Source organism: Verrucomicrobiia bacterium (assembly GCA_035765895.1).
In the GTDB taxonomy this organism is placed as follows: Bacteria; Verrucomicrobiota; Verrucomicrobiia; order Limisphaerales; family DSYF01; genus DSYF01.
This window is the reverse complement of sequence record DASTWL010000019.1, coordinates 23,629-42,577: the sequence shown is the minus strand read 5'-3', so window position 1 is coordinate 42,577 and position 18,949 is coordinate 23,629. Positions and strand designations below refer to the sequence as shown.

Here is an 18,949-nt window from a genome sequence, read left to right as displayed (position 1 = left end):
GGGAAAGCGGAATGACGCTTCAGGCAGGGTTACTTCTGCCAGGTGCGCTTCTTGTGGCGATTCAAACGCAGTTTCTTGCGCCGCTTGTGTTTGTTGATTTTGGCCTTACGGCGTTTCTTGAGTGAACCCATAATTTGTGTCGGATTGAGTAGAAAAGTGGCGTCGAATTGTCAAACTTTACTCGCTCAATACACCACCTTGTTGAGCGGATATTCAATGATGCCTTCGGCGCCGTGCGCCTTGAGCTGCGGGATCAGGTGGCGCACGACGGTTTCGTCGATGATCGTCTCCACCGCCACCCAGCCGGCCTGGCTGAGCTGGGAAATGGTCGGGTTGCGCAGCGCCGGCAGTGTTGCGAGCAGCGTCTGCAAATTCTTCTCGGCGATGTTCATCTTGAGGCCGACCTTCGATTCCGCCTCCAGCGCGCCGCGCAGCAGGAGGGCGAGCGTCTCCACCTTCTGGCGCTTGAACTTGTCCTTCCACGCGTCGTGATTGACGATCAGCCGGGGCGATGATGTCAGCAGGGTTTCCACGATGCGCAGCTTGTTGGCGCGCAGCGAGGAGCCCGTCTCGGTGACTTCGATGATGGCATCCACCATTTCGTGCGCCTTCACTTCCGTGGCGCCCCAGGAGAATTCCACCTCGGCCTTCACGCCATTTTTCTTGAGCCAGCGCTTGGTCAGATTCACCACCTCGGTCGCGATGCGTTTGCCTTCCAAATCCTTCACGGACTTGATGGGCGATTGCTCCGGCACCGCGAGCACCCAGCGCGTCGGCTGCCGGCTGACCTTGCTGAAGACAAATTCGCCGACTTCGTGGACTTTGGAATCGTTCTCAATGATCCAGTCATGACCGGTGATGCCGGCATCGAGCACACCATTCTCGACGTAGCGGCTGATTTCCTGGGCGCGAATCAGACGGATTTCCAGCTCCTCGTCGTCCACATAAGGCACATAGGAGCGGCTGGAAACGGAAACGTTCCAGCCCGCTTTGGCCATCTTCTGGAGCGCGGACTCCTGCAAACTGCCCTTGGGCAGGCCGAATCGAAGCACTTGCTTGCTCATGTCGTGAATTTATCCCGGCGTGGGTTGACCGCCGGGCCGGATGGTTTAACCGATTTTGACCGGCTGAGGCGAACCTTTTTTCATTCCGCTGCCGGCGTTGGGAAGCCGGCGCCGGCCATTACGGGCGCCGGTGAACGACCCGCCGCCCGCGCACTTCAATTTCCCCCCGGGCCAGGGCCGCGACGCACTTCGGATACAGTTCATGTTCCGCCGCGTGAATGCGTTGATGCAGCGACTCCGGCGTGTCGTCGTCGAGCACGGGCACGGTTTGCTGGCCGATGATGGGACCGCTGTCCACTCCGGCATCCACGAAATGCACGGTGCAGCCCGTCACCTTCACGCCATGATCCAACGCCTGCTTCCACGCCTCCAGCCCCGGAAACGACGGCAGCAGCGACGGGTGGATGTTGATGATGCGGTTGAGAAAGGCGTTCATCAACCCGCTCTTGAGGATGCGCATGAAACCGGCAAGCACGACCAAATCCACCTTTGCCTCCCGCAGCGCCGTCACAAAGTTCGCCTCGGCTTCGTCGTCGAGCTTGGTGCGGAATTTCCCGGGCGCGACGTATCGCGCCGGCCGGCCGCGTTCGCGGGCGCGTTCCAGGATGCCGGCATTCTCCACGTCACTCAACACGAGGGCAACCTCGGCCGGCACGGCGCCGGCGCGAATGGCTTCCGCAATGGCCACAAAGTTGGAGCCTTTGCCCGAGCCCAGCACGCCAATCCGAAACGAGCGTTCGTCTGTCATGCGACCAGTTGACCGTCGGTTGCGCACCGCAGCAAGCGCGGAGTTGAGGTCGGACGAACGGCGGCTGTCACCGGCCGCCGGACTGCGCTTCCGCGATGGTTCGCGGCCGGATGAACAGGACCAGTGCCACGGACACTGCGGCCGCCAGCGCGCAGAACACAAAGATGAGCGCGGGCGCCACCCCGGCATCGCGCAGGGCGCCGATTTTCTGGGTGAACCAGCCGCCGGCCGTGATGCTGACCAGATTCATCAGGCCATAGCCCGTGGCGCGCAATTCCGGCCGCGCGATCTGGCAGAGGATCGGCATGTTGTTGCAGTCGAAAAAACCCCACCCGAGCCCGAAGATGACCAGAAAGACAATCGCCACTGCCAGCGACGGCGCGTAGCCGACGCCGAACAGCGCCGGAATCATCAGCACCATTCCCAAGGCGCTGGTGTAAATCCGTCCGCGCGGCGTGACGCGCATCCAGCGGTCGGCAATCGCTCCGCCCGCCAGCACGCCGACCAGCGATGCAAAAGTGATCCACAAGGTGGCGTTGAGGCCAGCCGTCCCCTGCCCCAGCTTGAACGTATCCGCCAAAATCGCGGGCAGCCAGTTCTTCATCAGCCAGCCGGGCAAGGCGGGCAACGTGAAATACAGCACGAGCAGAATGAAGGAGCCGAGGCCAAGGAGGGACTTCACGGCCGCCCACGGACTCAGGGATTTTTCGCCCAGTGCAACATTCACCTTCGGTTTGTCCGGATTGCGCAGGAAGGCCACGAGCACGAAGGCATACAGCACGCCCGCCAGCCCGAACCAGTTGAACGCAGCCCGCCAGCCGTAGGCCGAATCGGCAATGAAGCCGCCCAAGCCGCCCAGTGCAATGCCGGTGTAAATGCCCGCCTGATGAATGCCCACCGCGCGGGAACGCGTCGGGCCGGTGTGAAAATCTGCGATCAAGGCGAGCGCGGCGGGGATGTAACACGCCTCGCTGATGCCCATGGCCGCGCGCGCCCACCACATCTGGTCGTAGTTGTGGGTGTGCCCGGTCAACCACGTCACCAATGACCACACCCCCAGCGAGACGATGACGGTCCAGCGCCGGTTGAAGCGGTCGGCCAGGTAGCCGCCAATCGGACTGAAGCAGCCATAGACAATCAGGAAGATGCCCATCAACGCGCCGAACTGTTCGTCTGTGGCGATGCTGTGCATGTCGGCCATCATGGATTTTTTCATGGTCGAAAAAATCTGACGGTCCAAATAGTTCAGCATGGCGACGGGAAAAAGCAGTGCCACTGCCACCCATGCACTACGTCCGGGACGGGAATCGGGATTCACGCGGCGCAGGTTAATCAAATCCCCCGTGGGCGGACAACCCACACTTGCGGCGAACGCACGCCGGGCTTCGCTTCGCCGCTCGGCAGCACGAAGCCGCCCCGCCACGGCGCCGTGGGCAGGGTGGCGCGCGAAGCGGGTGTTTCCCCCACGACCGACCATGTGTCATGGGCAGCATCGTAGGCCAGCACGCGCTTTGGGAAACCGGGATGTTCGGAGCGCGGCGTGAAGTTAACCAGGCTGCCATCGTCGCCGCCAATCACGAGGAACTGGGTGCCCGAACTCACCGGCGCGGGCGTCGGCGCCGCAACGACCGGATTCGGCAAATCCGCGATGCGCCGCCAGCCCTGGCCCGGCGTGAAACGGTAGGCATCCTTCAGATAGGTGCGCATGGGATTGCCCGCGGCATCCGGCGCCAGATCAGTGCCGCCAACCACGTAGAACGAATCCCCGAGCGCCGCCGCCACCGACAACATCCGCGCCGGGCCCGGCCACGCTGGCAATTCCTCCCACGAGGCGCCGCGCGCCTTAAGATCGAGCGACCAGAAAACGTTCAACGCGTTTGTGGCGTCCGGCGAAGCGGTGCCCCCCGCGACATAAACGGTGTGCCCGACCAGCGCCCCGCACGCGTTTGCCAGTGGCGCGGGCAGTGGCGCCAGGGCTTCATGCTTGAGTTCGTCATGGTGCCACTGCAGCAGAAAGACATCGCGCACGTGTTGCGTGGCATCGCTGCCACCAATGCACAGCACGCCGTCGGGCGTGGTGAGCGAAACGCCATAGCCGAGCGGCTTGGGGAGTTTGAAGCCGCTGCGCCACACGCCCTGCGGCCGTTCCAAAACATAAACCGCGTCGTGCCAGACTTTGCGACCACCGTTCCACGGCAGTTTGTCCGGAAAGTTGGCGCCACCGGCGACGATAAGAGCGCCGTCGCTGACACCCGCAAACGCCCCGGCCACGCCGAGCGGATCGGGCAGCACGGGAAGTTGTTGCCAGTCAAGTGCGACATCCGCAGCGAGAAGTTTCGCGGTCATAAAAATCAGGGCGGCCCAGAGCCAGCCGCGGCCGACGTGCGCCGGTGCCCGTCGCTGCGGCGGCAAGGCGGCAACGCATCTGCAAGCGCGGGCTCTGTGGTCGTTCATGTTGGTTCGTTCATCTCTTCGCACAACCGCGCGCAATACCACAGCGCACGCGGATGATGGAAAAAGCTCTTCCACAGATTGCCCTTCAACGGAACCGAAACTCGACCGTCGCGGTGCAGGTAGCCAAACCACTCGCCGTGCTGCGGATCGCCGAAGTGTTCAAAGCTCCAGTCATGCACGAGCCGGTGCCACTCAGCGTATTTGGGATCGCGCGTGAGCTGATACGCCAGCAGCGTGGCGATGATCGCCTCGTCGTGCGGCCACCAGAACTTCATATCGTGCCAGTATTCCTGCACCGGTTTGTCGAAGACATCGCGGAAGTAGAAAATGCCGCCGAACTCGCGGTCCCAGCCGCGCGCCCACATCCAGTCGAGCATCTGGCAACCGAGTTTGATGAGGCGGGAATCCTGCCGATGCCGGCCCTCGTGCAGAATGAACCACGCGCCTTCGATGGCGTGGCCGGGATTCAGCGTGCGCCCGTCGAAGTGATCGACAATCGAGCCATCCGGCGCGACGGCTTCCATGACGCATTGAATGTCCGGCTTCACGAACCAGCGCTCAATTTCCCCGATGCAACGGTCAATCCATCGGGTCAGTTTCGGATCGTCACCGAGATTGGCGCGGAGTTCCTGCGCGGTGACAATCGTAATCATGCGCGGGCCCATGCCGATGAGCGGACGCACTTCGGTGAACTTGGGCGGCATTTTGCCCGGCGTGAAATTCCAGTCCACGAACCGGTCGAACAACTCGTGCGCCCGTTGCGCGGAGTGCGCATTGCCCGTCGCCTTGGTGTAAGCCGCGTGGGCGATGGCGGCAAAGGATTCGCTGAAGGCATAGCGCCGTTTGCGGATGGGCTTTCCCTCGCGGGTGACGTGGAAAAACATCCGGCCATCGGTGTCGAAACAGTGATGATCGAGGAAGTCCAGGCCGAGCCTGGACCATTCCAGCCACTCCGCGCGCCGTTCAACGGTGTTGTAAAGCGTCGCGAGCATCCACGCCATGCGGCCCTGCGCCCAGACCGATTTGTCGGTGTCGAGCACCGAGCCGTCGCGGTCGAGGCAATGGAGATAGCCGCCGTGCTTGCGATCAAGACTCCGCGGGAACCAGAACTTCGCGCAATCTTCGATCAGCGCGGTGCAGTAGAAACGGGCGAGTTCGTTGAGGCGCTCGGGGGCCATGCGTTCAAGGTAACTGTGGCGTGGCGAGACGAAAGAACCGTTTGTCGTTCGTCACCCCGACGGACAGCGTGATCGTGCTGTTGCTGGCCAGGGTGTTTACATTGGCCAGCCGCTGCCACGCATCACCTGCCAATGCGTCCCGGTATTGAATCGTGTAACTCTTGTTGGACACGCCCGCGAAGCCAAGTTCGGCGCCCGTTCCTGTGGGTGAGACCTTCAATTGGAGAAAACTCGCCGCCGAAAGCGGATCCGTGCCGGCAACGAATTCTTCAAAGTTGTTGCGCCCGTCACCGTCGGGATCGGCTTCCGGGCCGGACACCGCGGGATCCGACAATTGCGCCGGCGTGAAGTGCTCTCCTGCCCACACGTCATACGCCGGCAATGCGTCCGCGCCGGCCGTCACCTCGGCGATGGACCGGCGGGCGTAATCCAGATTGCCGTAGGGGTCCTTCTCGAACAACACGCCGATGTCACCCGTGGCGAGCTTTGTAACGGACGAATACGCCGCGCCCGCGGCATAAATCTGGTTGCTGACGGGCCACGACTGGCCTTCGTCGTAACTGATGCGCAAGGTCAGGTTCATGCGGCTGGACGAACTGGCGGCATTGACGTGCACGAGCCGGCTGGCGTTGCTGTTGTTGGTGGTGGTCAGCCGGTAAACATTCCCCTGACACGCCGGGTCGGGCATCGTGGGCGGCACCACGGTGTTGGTGTAGGGTGCGCTCCACGTCGCCCCGCCATCGGTGCTGCGCGCGAATGTCCGCACGCCGTTCCACGCAAAATTGTTGTCCCGCATCGAGGCCAGCAGTCCCCCGCCCGCCGTTTCGCAGACCTGAATCTCACCGCCGCCGGTGACGAGCGCGCCGCGCTGCCAGGTCGCGCCGTGATCGTCGCTGTAGATGACGCCGGACGCCGAGGGGCTGGCATAGTGATACACCGGGAAGATCAATCGTCCGGCATGCGGACCTTCGGTCATTTGGATGCCATTGCCCGGCCCGGTGAGAAACTCGCCCCCGGCCGGCCGGAGGCCTGGATTCGCGGCTTCGAGATCCACCACCGCCGACCACGTTGCGCCGTCGTCGTCGCTGTAACGCTGTTCAAGTTTGATTTTTCGCGCACCGTTGGTCACGCCGCCGTTGTCATACAAGGCCCAGACCCGGCCGTTGCTGCGGTCGAGCAGCAATGCCGCATCGCCCGCCGAAACCCGCGCAATGTTCGTCATGCCGTAGGCCGGATAAGTGTCCACGTCGTTGGGGTTGCTGCCGTAGTCCGCCACGACTTGCAAAGGTCCCCACGTGGCGCCGTTGTCAAAGCTGCGTTTGAAGACCAGATCCAGCGGCGTCGGGATGTCACCGCAACTGCCAATGCGCCCGTCGGACATGGCGATCACCGTGCCCTTTGCCGTCGTGACCAGCACGGGAATGCGAAAGCACGTGTAACCGTCGCCGCCGCCGGTGAAGACGCGGACGAAATTGGGCTGCGGTGGTGGCGTGGGCGCGTCGGGATCAGCCGTCACGCCCGCCCACTTGGCCGCCAGGTAACTCTCCAGATTGGTGCGCGTGCCGTCGTCCAGGGCCGCATTGAAAACCATCAGTTCCGCCACCTCGGCACGGATGCCGAGCCCCGCCGACGCATTCGCGCCAACAATCAAACCGCCCAGCGCGCCCGGCACGGCATTGGTCACGGCGGCGCCTTCCACGCCGTCGATAAAATGCCGGAAGCGCAGATCGTTCGTCGTCACCACAAACGCGTGCACCTGCCAGACGTTGGTCGTGGCGGACGCCGTCACCCGCCCCGCCGCTCCGGCCGCGCCACTGGCTCCCGCGCCATAAGCGCTCACCTGCCAGTTGCCATCATGCACCTGCGCGCGGGTCAAGCCGACCGTGTAGGAACTGCTGTCGAAGAGGAACCCCTGCGGCACCGCATTGACGACGCGCACCATCGCCATCAATGTGCGGTCGCCATTCAGCGTTCCGAAATCCGATTGCGCCGCCCACAAGGCGTCGTTGCCGTCAAACGCCACCGCGGCCGCGGGCGTGCCGTCGGTAAAGCGGAGCCAGACTTTTTGCGGCGCGCTGGTGACATGACTCAGGTTGCGCCTGGCCGCCGTGAACGTCGTGTTGGTTGCGGCAGTGCCCAGGTTGGCCCAGGTGTTGATGGTGTAGTTGTCCGCCAGCGTGGCCAGCCCGTCATCGCCGGCATACCACGCATATACACCCGCGGCGGCGGGCGCCTCCGCAGGGGAATTCCAGCGCGCCTGCAGATGTGTGAGCAAAAGGGCGCGTTCGGCCGGCGAGAGTTCGGTCTGATAAACCAGCACTTCGCCGAGGTCCACGGAGAGGAAGCGTTGCGCCTGCACGTTGGCGCCAAGGATGAGTCCGCCGAGGCCGTTGGTTTCGGGGTCCAGAAAGTCGGCCACGTTCGTGCCGTTGATCCAGTGCTGCACGCGCGTGGCGCCGTTGGTCGGAACGTAACTGAACTCGTGAAACTGCCATTTGCCTGTTACCCGTGGTGCTGTGGGCGTGTCCGGGTTGGCCCCCGTGGCCGCGGGACCAATCTGCACGCCGGCCTGCCAGAAGTTGGAACGCACCTGGGCGCGGGTCATGCCGCTGCCGGTTGAGCCGTCGAAGAGAAAACCGTCGTTCGCATCGTTCACGCGCAGGGCGAACGCCAGGGTGCGGGGACCGTTCAGCGAACCGAAGCTTGCGAACGTGGCCCAGGCGGCCTGATTCGTGCCATTGAAGCGAATAAAGTTCTGCTTTGGCGCGGCGAGGAACCGGCCCGCAACCAGCGCCGGCGTGCCGACAATCTGGGTCAGATCGCGCGCCGTGGTTCCGCTGGCGAGATCGCTCCAACGGGCCACCGTGGCGTTCGTCGTCGGCACCACCCCGTGATCGCCCTGATACCAGGCGTGGAGTGAATCGAGCTCCGGCAGCGGCTGTTCCGGCAGGACACCCATGCGCATGGCTTCCGCGGCCATGCGTTCGCCCAACACAATCAGCGAATCGGCGGCGTAATGCACGTTCAGCCCGTCCACGTTTTGAATCGGCAATCCTGTCGAACGGGCGAACCCAATGTCAGCCCGCGCAGCGGCGAGATTCATCTGGCGCTGCGTGGTGAGCAGGCGGTTGCCCGTGGCGTCGCTGCCAATCTCGCCGAACACCGCGTTCATGCCGGCGGCGTGCGGCAGGTCGGCGCGCAGGTTTTCCAGCAACGCGGCAAAACGGGTGTCGGCCTGGTCGGCTTCCGTGGCATCGTTGCTCTCGCCTTGCACATACAACAGTCCGACCACCTGGAAATTCGTGTAGCCCGGCGGCAGGACGAGCACGGCGTTGCTGACGGTGTTCACCACCTTGTCATACATGTGATGATCGGCGTTGGTCTTGTCCCAGTAGGAATTCCCGCCGCCGCCGCGGCTGGCCTTCACGATGCCGAAGTCGTGATAGCCCGCGTCCCAAAGCATCCGGGCAAAGCCGGCCTCCGGGCCCCAATGCTCCGCACTGCCCGGGTAGTAGCCGCCGGTCTGCGGGCTGATGTTCGTCCAGCCTGCGGATGCCCCCAGCGCCGCGTCACCGGCGGCCGTGCCATCCGCCGTGTTGTCCCAGAAAAACGGCACCCGCGAATCCACGGGATGATTCGACGGGCGCGCCAAAACCATGTTGGTGACGGTGGTGGCCGGTGTGCCAAGGCTGTTTGACTGGCCCGTGAGCACGAACAGTCGCAGCGTCTGTCCACCCAATGCCGGTGCACCCCATCCCAAGCTGAGCGCGCCGAGGATCATCAGGAAGCGAGGTTGCATTGCGATAATTTTCTGCCGGCCGGGCATGCTCATTCGTGAGCAACGCTAGGAGCAGCCCGCTCCCCTGACAAGCGGCGGGCACCTGTCTGGTGCCAAAACAAGAGCGGTCAGCGGCTCACTGCTTCGCGAAAGGTGGAGGCGGGAAGACCAGCGGCATTGACGAGGTTTTGCACCGGCGTGGGAAACGGTTGCCACGCATAACGGGCTTCAACCGCGCGTGAAACTCGTGGACACGTCAGCACCACCACGCCGCCCTGGATGGCGGCGACCGCGGGGAAGAACTGCCCGTCCTCACCGGCGACCTCGAAGTCATTTGGCGGCTCTCCGTCGGTGGTTTTCAGTCCGTTCGCATGTTGAAAGCGGACCAGCACCTGGTCGCCGCGGCGCTCGACGCTCTGGATCAACGGGCCGCTGAATTCAACTTCGCGTCCGTAAACCAGCGCCAGCGCCGCCAACGCGAGGCGATGTCCGACGTCGCGCTTGTTGCGCGGATGCACATCGGTGGGATGGCCGAGGTCGCTAGTCACGGCCATCGCCGTGTCAGGGATGGCTCCCAGGAACCGCCGCTGCTGGTCACGGAAATCAGGCCAGCACGACGCTTTGTAGCCGCCGTTGGTGCCGATGCTGGAAAGCTGGCAGTAAAGGAACGGCAGTCGCAACTGCCCCCATTGCGCACGCCAGTCGCGGACGAGCAGCGGAAAGAGTTTCTCATGCTGGGCCACGCGCCGCGGTTCGAGCGAATTGCTCTCGCCCTGATACCAAAGCACGCCGCGAATCGCGAACGGCCGCAGCCGCGCTGGTCCGGCCTCCCAAAGGAAGCCCGGTTTGAAGGGATGATTCGGCCCCAGATCATCGCCGGGAACCGCGAGACCCGACTGGAGCGGCGCATCGAAATTCTGGTGACCGCGCTCGCGGCACCAGTCATCCAGTGTGGCATTGGTGAGCCAGTTGCCGCGGGTCATCACGCCGAGTTCCGGATCGGCCGCGAGCGCCGCGCGGCGAATCCACGCTTCGGTCGGACTGCCACCCACGGCCAGATGAATGATGCCGAGCGGCACGTGGAGTTCCGGCTGCAATTCATGGCCGAAAAAGTAGGCAATGGCGGAGAAATCCTTTGCCGAAGCGGGCGAGCACTCGCACCAAGTGCCGGAGTAGAATTGCTCCGGTGTCATGCGCGAAAGCTCATTCGCACCAAACGGCTTCGCGTATAAATACTGCCCGGCAAAAGAAAGATTAAGCAGGCGCAAGCTGGCATTCGCGGCCACGGGCAGTTCAGCGCTGGCGTGTGCCTCGCGGGACAACGGAAACTCCATGTTCGACTGGCCCGCGGCCAGCCAGACTTCGCCCACCAAAATGTTCGTCAAACGCAGTGTGTCTGTCGCTTCGGCGGTCAACGTGCGCGCCGCAAAACTCGCCGGCAACGGGTCAAGCACCACCTGCCAGCACCCCGAAGGATCCGCCAGAGTCGTTTTCCGCTGGCCGGCGAAGGTAACGATGATGCGTTCGCCCGGGCTGGCTGTTCCCCACACCGGCACCGGTATGTCGCGCTGCAACACCAGGTTGTCCGTAAACCACGGAGCGAGACTGAGGCCCACCCCGGGTGCGCTGAAAGCACTCCAGACCAATGCGAATACAACCGAAATGATTCGTTTCATTTTGAGCGCGGAATCAAATGGCGGGTGAACCCGGCGATGACGAGCGTTTCGTAAGCCGCCACGACGCGCTCCGGCACTTCCTGCGGAATCATGAAGCCGAGTTGCGGGTATTCCATGATGCGTTGCAGATCGCCGACCATGAATTCAATGATGTCGCGGATGGGAATGTTGGAATCGCAGTAGGCCTCGAAATCGAGCGGTGGTGAGGAGACGCGCAGCGCGACCTCCGACCACTGTTGACGAATCGTGGCGAACGTCCGCCGCTCCATGTAGGGCTTTTGCACCGCAATGACCGACTGAACCGCGAGGCCCCGGGCGGCCAGCAGTTCGCGCGTGAACCGGACATTCTCACCCGTGTTCGTCGAACGCGGTTCCAGCAGCAACGCCGTCGCCGGCACCCCGCGGTGCTGCATCACCTCCGCAAACATTTCCGCCTCGGACTTCGTCCACGGACTGACCAGACGCACGCCGAACCCGCCGGACAGCACCACCAGCGGTGCGAGTCCGCGGTGGAACAAATCCGCCGCATGTTCGGCCACGCGCAGGTCGTGGCTGCCGAGCACGAAGAGGAGATCCGCCGGCTCCAGCACGTGGCCGAGCCGGTGATAATCCCAGACAATTTGCGCGGCGGCTTGGATGTCGGCGTTCACACGGTCAAGAGCGATTCACTGTTTGGCGGCGGGCGGCGAGTCTTTCCCGTCCGTCAACCAGTCCAGGGTGAAGCGCGCGAAAACGATGCGGTTGGCGCCGTCCGTCTCGAAGAGGCAGCCAAGCGTGCCGTCCGGCAGCGCGGTCAAAACGCTGTAAGCAAAACTTCCGGGGAACAGCACCTTCTTCACCGGCCAGGTTTTGCCTTCGTCATAACTCAAGTAAACGGTGCCATTCTCGCGCTTCGAACTATCCGGACCGGAGTAAAGGATGCGGCTCTTATTGCCGTTCCCAGGAAAGGTGTAGCGGAAGATGGACCCCATGCAGCCGGGGTCGCGCAACGCAGGATCCTCCTCGATCTTCGACCACGTTACACCGCCATCATGGCTCGTGGCGGTTTTGCGGAGCGCCTTGCCGCCCCACTTGCGGCTGTTGAGCATCACGGAGCCATCGACGAGTTCGACCATCTGGACTTCGTTCACGAGGCTGATTTCCCCGCCCTTGCCGTTCGGCACCCGGCAGCCGGGGGCGGGCTCACCTCGTTTCCAGTTCTTCCCGCCGTCATCGCTGTAAACGGCCAGCACAATCCATTGGTTAAACGGCCCTTCATTGAACGGGATGAGGATGCGTCCCGGATGCGGGCCACGCGTCAATTGAATGCCAATGCCCGGCCCGCTCGCGAGAATCGTGACGCGCTCGGGCGTCTTCGTCGTGCGCGTTACATCGAGCGGCGGCGACCATGTCACGCCGTCATCGGCGGAGGTCACGACGTAATTGCGCACGATGTCCGGCCCGGCCAAACCGGGCTTGATCGAACCATCCCGCTCGCTGTGGTTGGCCGGATAGGATTGATACATCACGATGACGCGGCCGGTGTTCCGGTCCACGACGGAGCAGGGATTATTGAGGCAGTTCGCGCCGTCGTCGGCGATGACCTGTTGCGCGCCCCAGGTTTTGCCGCCATCCGTGCTGCGCTTGAGGATGAGCTTGTTGTTCGCCTGGTCGGCGTGCTGCGCCCGGCCCTCGGCGATGGCCAGCACGGTGCCCAGCCTGGTCACGACCACAGAGGGAATGCGAATGGATTTGAACTGGTCCGTGCCAGCGATAAAAACGTCGGAGAGCTGAGGTTCGTTCGCGAAACAGCCAGAGACGAGCAGCAAACAAATGATGCCGCCGAGATTTCTTTGGATAAAGCGAAGGGGGTTCATATCGATTCACTTGGAAGTTAATAGGCGAACAATTGAAACTCCGCCACCACTGGCGTATCACTGGCCTGCCGGATGTTGAGCCGGAAATAACGTGCCTTCACCGGGGCAAAGTTTAGTCGCAGTTCGCTGCCGATGGTCGTGCCGGACGCGACCTTCTTCCACCCACCGTTCACCTGCGCCTCCACGTCAAACGCCTGCGTTCGCCCATACGGTGCGTCGCTCAACATCGCCCCGCCGACTTCACATTCATTTTGCAGGTCAACAGTCACCGAGGCGGAACGAGCTTTTTCTTCCGCCGCCCAAATCGTTGGCAGCTTTCCGTCGGTAATGTGATCCTTGTTCAACTCCTCTTCGCGGCCTGCCCAAAAGCTCGAGACTTCCACGGGTTTGCCCAGTGACAATTTTTCCGGCGACGGGATGACTTGCGGCGCTCCTTCGATTTCCACCGCCAGGACAGCATCAATCGGGTCGGGCGCGGCTTCGGGCAGGTTGATTTCAATGCCGTAGGGCGAGCGGGTCGTCTTCAACGCCGCGCGTCTGGCGTCGGCCAGAAGATAAGCGCGGATGACTTTGTTCCGGGCCGGCACGGCAAGTTTCCTGTTCTGCGGCCAGGCGAAAACGTGCAGGTAAAGCACGCCGGGCTTTTGCGTGCATCGGCCGTTAAATGGCAATTCCGCAAACGGCGAGGCGCGCGTGCCGTGGATGGATTCGGCATTGAGTTTCATCCAGTCGCCGAATTTTTCCAAGCACTGCCGCGCCTGCGGCAGGATTTCGCCTTCGGCGTCCGGTCCGATGTTGAGCAGCATGTTGCCACCTTTGCTCGTCACGTCCACGAGTTGCTGAAGCAAATCCTTGAACGGGCGGAAGCCAACGAGCCGGTTGTAGCCCCAGTTGTTCGGCAACTGCATCGTCTGGCACGTTTCCCAGTCAATGCCCGGCATGCCCGTCGGCGGCACTTCGCCCTCGGGTGAAATGTAGTCGCCGGCAGCGGTGTAGCCGTAGTCATTTTTGACGGCAAAGCCGAGCTTGCGCTGCGGCGGCACCCAGCCGGAGCGGTTGTCGAGGATGACGCTCGGCTGGAGCGAGCGCGTGTAGTCTTCGAGTTCCTTGCCATCCTGCGACGTCCAAGCCTTGCGATCCCAGGTCCCGTCATACCATACAATGCCAATCGGCCCGTAGTCCGTGAAAAGCTCCTTCAACTCGGCGTAAAGATAAGCCTTGAACCGTGCCTTGTCGGGCGTTCCTTGCCGTTGGTCGTTGAAGCTCTTCCCCGGCCAGTCGGGATGATGCCAGTCCATCACCGAATGATAGATGCCAAAACGCACGTTGTGGCGGTTGCAGGCTTCTGAAAGTTCCTTGAGCGGGTCGCGCGGGAACGGCGTGACGCTGATGTTCCAGTCGCGGTTTTGCTTCGTCGGCCACATGCAAAATCCATCGTGATGCTTGGTGGTAATGGCGATGTATTTCACGCCGGCGCGCTCCATGAGCCCGGCCCAGGAATCGGCGTTGAACTTCACCGGATTGAACTGGTTGGTCAGCGTGCTGTATTGCGAGCTGGGGATGTTCAGGTAATTCTGAATCCACTCGGCGCCGCCGGTGATGGTTTTGTCCTGCCACTCGCCGGCGAGTTGCGAATACAAGCCCCAATGGATGAACATCCCGAAATGCGCGTCGCGAAACCATTGCATTCGCGCGTCGTGCTCGGCGGCGGTTTCCTTGAATTCAGGCGGCGGCGTATGAGTTTTCGGCGTCTCAGCCACGGCCATCAACGCCACAGAATAAAATGCGGCAATAATGATGCTTTTCATTATTTTTCGAGTTCCCAGCTGGCTGTGTTCTTCTGGGGCCAGACCCAAAAGCAGACCGTTTCGCCTTCAATCCAGCGGGATGTGTGTTTGGTCAATTTCACCGGAATAATGGCTCGTTCGGATTTGCTCAAAACTTTTCCGGCTGGGTGGCAAAGCGCAGTCCTCCGACTTCGCGCACGGCGTTGCCATTCACTGCGACCGGCACGCAGGTGAACATCCACTTCCAGGTCTTCTCGCTGCGGGGCGCCTTGACGAGAAGCTTGTTCCAACCCTGCTTCAGCGCCACCGATGTTGGTTCGCGATAGAAATAATCCTCGTCCACAAACGGTGTTTCGTTGGGCGATTGGATGACGCCGGGCTGCCTCCATTTCGGCGCGGGAATTTCAGCATCGTTGATCCAGATCCGTGACCCGGTCGTGCTCCACTCACCCTGGGTGGGATTCGCGCCGTTGCGCCGGTCGGAGCGCGACGGACCATTGAAGCCAATCCAGAAACCAACCGTCTGTGCGCGCGGCGACCACACATACGTCAGCGCGTAAGCGGTGCCGGACTTCGCCTTCGGCAGCCAGCCGTCATACCAAAAGTGATGGAAGTGAATCGTCGCGCCCCGCGCTTCCAACCAGCGATTGGTCCGGCCATCCACGACGTATTCGTCACGTAATTCCTGCTCAACGGGAAAAACGGCATTCACGTCGCCCCGGTGATCGAACGGCCCGATGAGTTTCCACACCAGGTCGGTTTGCTTCACATACGGAAACGGCCAGCCGGCGAAGAAGCGGTTGCGCTGCTCGATCATCCGCGCCTCGAAGTCCGCATAGCGCGCGAACTCCGCCGTGCCAAAGTCCGGCAGGCGCCCCCAGAACTTCGGCTGTTCCGGCGTGTGACCGCACCAGTAACGCTCCGCCGCCGCCAGCAGCGCGGGCATGACCGGGCTTTGCCGGTAAATGTTCATCGGCTCACCCGCCGCGACATCCGGCCAGTGGCAAAGGATGCCGCCCAGCGCAAACGCATCACCCGCCGCCTGGTCGCAGGTGGCAAGGTTCAAGATGCGGCACGGACCATCGAACGGGTCCATGTGATTCACATAGTCGTTTCGCGAATCGACCGCCGGAACGCCGGGCAGCGGGCCGTTGGGCCGCCCGCCGGCGGACCAGAGCTGCGTGATGACCTTGCCGTCGGGCAGGTGTCCCGGACGCCACACGATGATTTGCCGGCCGTGTTGGCGGATGAGTGCCGTCATACGCGGCAGGAAATCCTTGTTCCGGATGGCTACCTCATCGGAGCCGATGTGCAGTTCCGGCGTGTCCACGTGGTCCATGAACTCGTTCAGGCAGTCGGCGAGAATCTGCATGCCGCGCTCGTCCTGCATGTCCACGCCAAAGGCGCGTTTGAAGTATTCGCTGTGGCCGGGCATGTCGAGTTCGGGCACGACGCGGATGCCACGTTCGCGGCAGTAGGCGATGAAGTCGTTCAGTTCGACGTAGGTGTAGAACTTTCCCGGGTTGCGCGTGACGGGCGTGAACTTCGGGTCATTCAACTCGGGATGCACGCGGCATTCGACACGCCAGGCCGGATTGTCGGCGAGGTGAAAGTGAAACACGTTCATTTTGTAACGCGCCATGACGTCCACGAAACGCTTGAGCAATGCGATGTCCTGAAAGTTCCGCCCCACGTCGTGCATGAAACCGCGCCAGGCGAACGCCGGTGCGTCGCTGATGCGACAGCCGGCGATGACGGGCCGCCCATCTTGCGCCGTGGCCAGTTGCCGGAGCGTCTGCACGCCATATAGCAACCCGGCCGCCGCGCGCGCCGTCACGGTGACCTCGTGAGCGGTCACCGTGAGCGAGTAGCTTTCCGGCGATGCGTTTCCGGTGCCGCCCAGTTGCAAAACGATCCGCCCGCCGTGTTCGTTCCGCTGGCCGCCGAGTTGGGCGAGGAACTGCTCCAGTTCCCGGGCGGCAAAGCCCGCTTCCGCCGGAGCCCTGATGGTGAACCGGGCGGCGTTGAAGTTTTCATCCCGCCATTGCACCGAGGCTGGCGCGGGAAGCAGCGCGGGAACGGCGCCTGCCGTGACCAGCGCCAGCGCCAAAGCCAGGCCTGCTGTAATGCCGTCGAGGCCGCGTGGCGCGATGAATTTCATGCTCGCCAAGGTAGCGTCTTCGAGTTCCGCCTCTAGCGAAAATGACTTGTTTGTTGCTGAGACAGGGCTGGCGCTACGCCGGACCGGCCTTGGGGCCGAGCGTTTCACCGGACACCAACGTGGGCATGAGCCGATAGTTGTGGCGCGGCCGGACACCTTCCCGGACCAGATCCAGCACGAGCCGCAGCACCTTGCGGGCGAAGAGCGTCGGGTTTCGTTCGTAACGCGCCACTGCGGGCACCAGGCTTTCGAGGAAAGGGTCGTTGTCGCGCGAGACGAGCGCCACCTGCTGCGGGATTTTCACACCGCGCCGCAGCAAATGCGACACTGCAGTGACCACGTGCGCCGGTTTGGCGATGAGCAGGCCATCCACAGGTTTCCCCGCCTCCAACAGGGCGTCCAACCGGCGGCAGACGCCTTCAGGTGTTCCGTCGTGGTGCACGATCAGTGTTTCCACGCCCGCGGCGCGCAGGCTTTCACCCGCCTCCAGAAAGCCGCGTTCACTTTGCAGATTGCCGGCCTGGCCGCTGCGGGGCATCAGCAGCGCGATCCGCCTGCGGCCGCGCGCCGCGAGCAGGCCGGCCGCGTGCCGGCACGTCGCCGCATAGTCAATGTCCACCGAAGACAGCTCGACGCCCGGATGCGGCGAGCCGGCGATGACGCCGGGCAGTCCCCGGCCGGAGAAGACGCGTTGCATGGCCTCCGTGGAAAGATACAGCACCCACGCCGCGGCGTTGAGCTGCTGTGCCATCGCGTCAATCGCGCGTTCGGGATGCTCGCTGTAACAGGCCTGGCTGGTGTGAAACTCCAGCCGGTAGCCGGCCTCGGCAAGATGTTCCCGCAACGCGTCCACCCAGAACAACACGCTCGTGGGCAGCGTGAGGATGGACATGGGGGACAACAAAACGACCACGTTGCTGTGCGACCGCGCGGGCCGGGGAATGTGGCGGGCGATGATTTGACGGCGCTTCCCCTGCCCCGCCTTGATCCACTTTTCGCGTTGCAGCTGGTCCAGGGCCGCGCGCAAGGTGACGCGGCTGATCTGGAGGCGTTCGCAGAGATCGTGCTCGCCGGGCAGAAACTCCTTCCAGACGCCGGAGCGCAGGTGGTTGCGCAGGATGGCCACCGTCTGGGCCACGAGCGACGAGCGTTTGGGAATCAGATCTTCGCGGGCGGACGAATGCGGAACCATGCCGCAAGTTCCCGGATGTCTTCAGAAAGAACAAGTGGTTTTCAATGGCCGACGGCGGCGAAATTGCAGAGGCTGGGGCCGGTATGAACGGATATTCCCGGTTCCTGACGGGTCTGGTGGCGGCGACGCACACGCCCATGCACGCCGATGGCCGGATCAACCTGGCGGCCATCGAACGCCAGGCCGCGCACCTTGCGGCCAGCCCGGTCGCCGGCGCGTTCATTTGCGGGAGCACGGGCGAGTCCCACTCGTTGACGGTGGCGGAACGGATGAGCGTGGCCCGGCGGTGGCAGGAGGTCCGGGACCGCGCGAAGCTCAAATTGATCGTGCACGTCGGCCACAACTGCCAGGAAGACGCCCGCACCCTGGCGGCCCAGGCCCGCGAAATTGGAGCGGATGCCATTTCGGCGATGGCGCCCTGCTACTTCAAGCCCGCCGCCACCGAGGATCTGATTGATTTTCTCGCGCCCGTCGCCGCCGCCGCACCCGAGCTGCCCTTTTATTTTTACGACATCCCCGCGTTGACCGGGGTGAACGTGGCGCTGGGCGAATTTTTGCGCGCCGGCAAGCAACGCATCCCCAACCTGGCCGGCATCAAGTTCACCAGTTCGAATCTCATGGCGTTGCAGGAATGCCTCGAGGCGGACGACGGCCAGTTCAACATTCTTTTTGGCACGGATGAAATGCTGCTCGGCGCGCTGGCCTTGGGCGTGCACGGTGCCGTGGGCAGCACCTACAATTATGCCGCCCCACTTTACACGAAGCTGATCGCCGCCCACCAGGCGGGCGACAACATCACGGCGCAGGCGCTGCAAATGCAATCGGTGAAGCTCGTCCAGGTGCTGCTGCCCTACGGCGTGCTGCCGGCCGGCAAGGCGCTCATGAGCCTGGTGGGCGTGGATTGCGGACCGGTGCGTCCGCCCGTGCGTCAGCTGCGCGAGGACCAAAAGGCCCGCCTGTTTCGGCAGGTCGAAACGCTGGGCATTTTGACGCCAAGCCTCGCGGGCGCGGCGCGCTGAGGTTCAAGTCTCATTGATTTTTGATGGGCGGCTGGA

The 18,949-nt window shown here is 63.0% G+C and carries 14 protein-coding genes; 1 reads left to right on the top strand and 13 read right to left on the bottom strand.

The genetic code is table 11. The features are described from left to right. Nucleotides 1-29: 29 nt before the first annotated feature. The 13 genes from VFV96_04300 to VFV96_04240 form a co-directional block, all read right to left on the bottom strand. On the bottom strand, nt 30-131 hold the full coding sequence (locus VFV96_04300; GenBank protein HEU5069620.1) for an AURKAIP1/COX24 domain-containing protein: 102 nt from the start codon (nt 129-131) through the stop codon (nt 30-32). A gap of 54 nt (nt 132-185) precedes the next feature. Then, complete coding sequence (gene hisG / locus VFV96_04295) at nt 186-1,064, bottom strand: ATP phosphoribosyltransferase (GenBank protein HEU5069619.1); 879 nt, start codon at nt 1,062-1,064, stop codon at nt 186-188. Nucleotides 1,065-1,182: 118 nt separating this feature from the next. Further along, complete coding sequence (purN, locus tag VFV96_04290) at nt 1,183-1,812, bottom strand: phosphoribosylglycinamide formyltransferase (protein HEU5069618.1); 630 nt, start codon at nt 1,810-1,812, stop codon at nt 1,183-1,185. A gap of 67 nt (nt 1,813-1,879) precedes the next feature. After that, nucleotides 1,880-3,088, bottom strand: coding sequence for an MFS transporter (locus VFV96_04285; protein ID HEU5069617.1), 1,209 nt, complete (start codon nt 3,086-3,088; stop codon nt 1,880-1,882). 56 nt (nt 3,089-3,144) lie between these two features. After that, entirely contained in the window at nt 3,145-4,158 is a 1,014-nt protein-coding gene (locus tag VFV96_04280; protein HEU5069616.1) for a galactose oxidase, read from the bottom strand. Nucleotides 4,159-4,262: 104 nt separating this feature from the next. Next, nucleotides 4,263-5,444, bottom strand: a complete 1,182-nt coding sequence (locus tag VFV96_04275) for an AGE family epimerase/isomerase (GenBank protein HEU5069615.1) — start codon at nt 5,442-5,444, stop codon at nt 4,263-4,265. Nucleotides 5,445-5,448: 4 nt separating this feature from the next. Next, nucleotides 5,449-9,243: an exo-alpha-sialidase gene (locus tag VFV96_04270; protein ID HEU5069614.1), complete on the bottom strand. Its 3,795-nt coding sequence runs from the start codon at nt 9,241-9,243 to the stop codon at nt 5,449-5,451. A gap of 107 nt (nt 9,244-9,350) precedes the next feature. Continuing rightward, nucleotides 9,351-10,898, bottom strand: a complete 1,548-nt coding sequence (locus VFV96_04265) for a sialate O-acetylesterase (GenBank protein ID HEU5069613.1) — start codon at nt 10,896-10,898, stop codon at nt 9,351-9,353. After that, nucleotides 10,895-11,548: a YdcF family protein gene (locus tag VFV96_04260; GenBank protein HEU5069612.1), complete on the bottom strand. Its 654-nt coding sequence runs from the start codon at nt 11,546-11,548 to the stop codon at nt 10,895-10,897. The genes VFV96_04265 and VFV96_04260 overlap by 4 nt, the downstream gene beginning before the upstream one ends. A gap of 15 nt (nt 11,549-11,563) precedes the next feature. Continuing rightward, nucleotides 11,564-12,754, bottom strand: coding sequence for a sialidase family protein (locus tag VFV96_04255; protein HEU5069611.1), 1,191 nt, complete (start codon nt 12,752-12,754; stop codon nt 11,564-11,566). Nucleotides 12,755-12,771: 17 nt separating this feature from the next. After that, nucleotides 12,772-14,562 carry an alpha-L-fucosidase gene (locus VFV96_04250; GenBank protein ID HEU5069610.1) on the bottom strand — a complete coding sequence of 597 codons (1,791 nt, stop codon included), beginning with the start codon at nt 14,560-14,562 and terminating at the stop codon, nt 12,772-12,774. Between the two features lie 127 nt (nt 14,563-14,689). Beyond that, a complete protein-coding gene (locus tag VFV96_04245) occupies nt 14,690-16,702 on the bottom strand; it encodes a beta-N-acetylhexosaminidase (protein HEU5069609.1) in 2,013 nt (670 codons plus the stop codon). Nucleotides 16,703-16,775: 73 nt separating this feature from the next. Continuing rightward, on the bottom strand, nt 16,776-17,894 hold the full coding sequence (locus VFV96_04240; protein ID HEU5069608.1) for a substrate-binding domain-containing protein: 1,119 nt from the start codon (nt 17,892-17,894) through the stop codon (nt 16,776-16,778). An 83-nt stretch (nt 17,895-17,977) separates the two neighbouring features. Here VFV96_04240 and VFV96_04235 point away from each other — a divergent pair, with 83 nt between their 5' ends. Continuing rightward, the gene (locus VFV96_04235; protein HEU5069607.1) at nt 17,978-18,913 is read left to right on the top strand and encodes a dihydrodipicolinate synthase family protein; all 936 of its coding nucleotides are present in this window, start codon (nt 17,978-17,980) and stop codon (nt 18,911-18,913) included. The last annotated feature ends 36 nt before the right edge of the window (nt 18,914-18,949 follow it).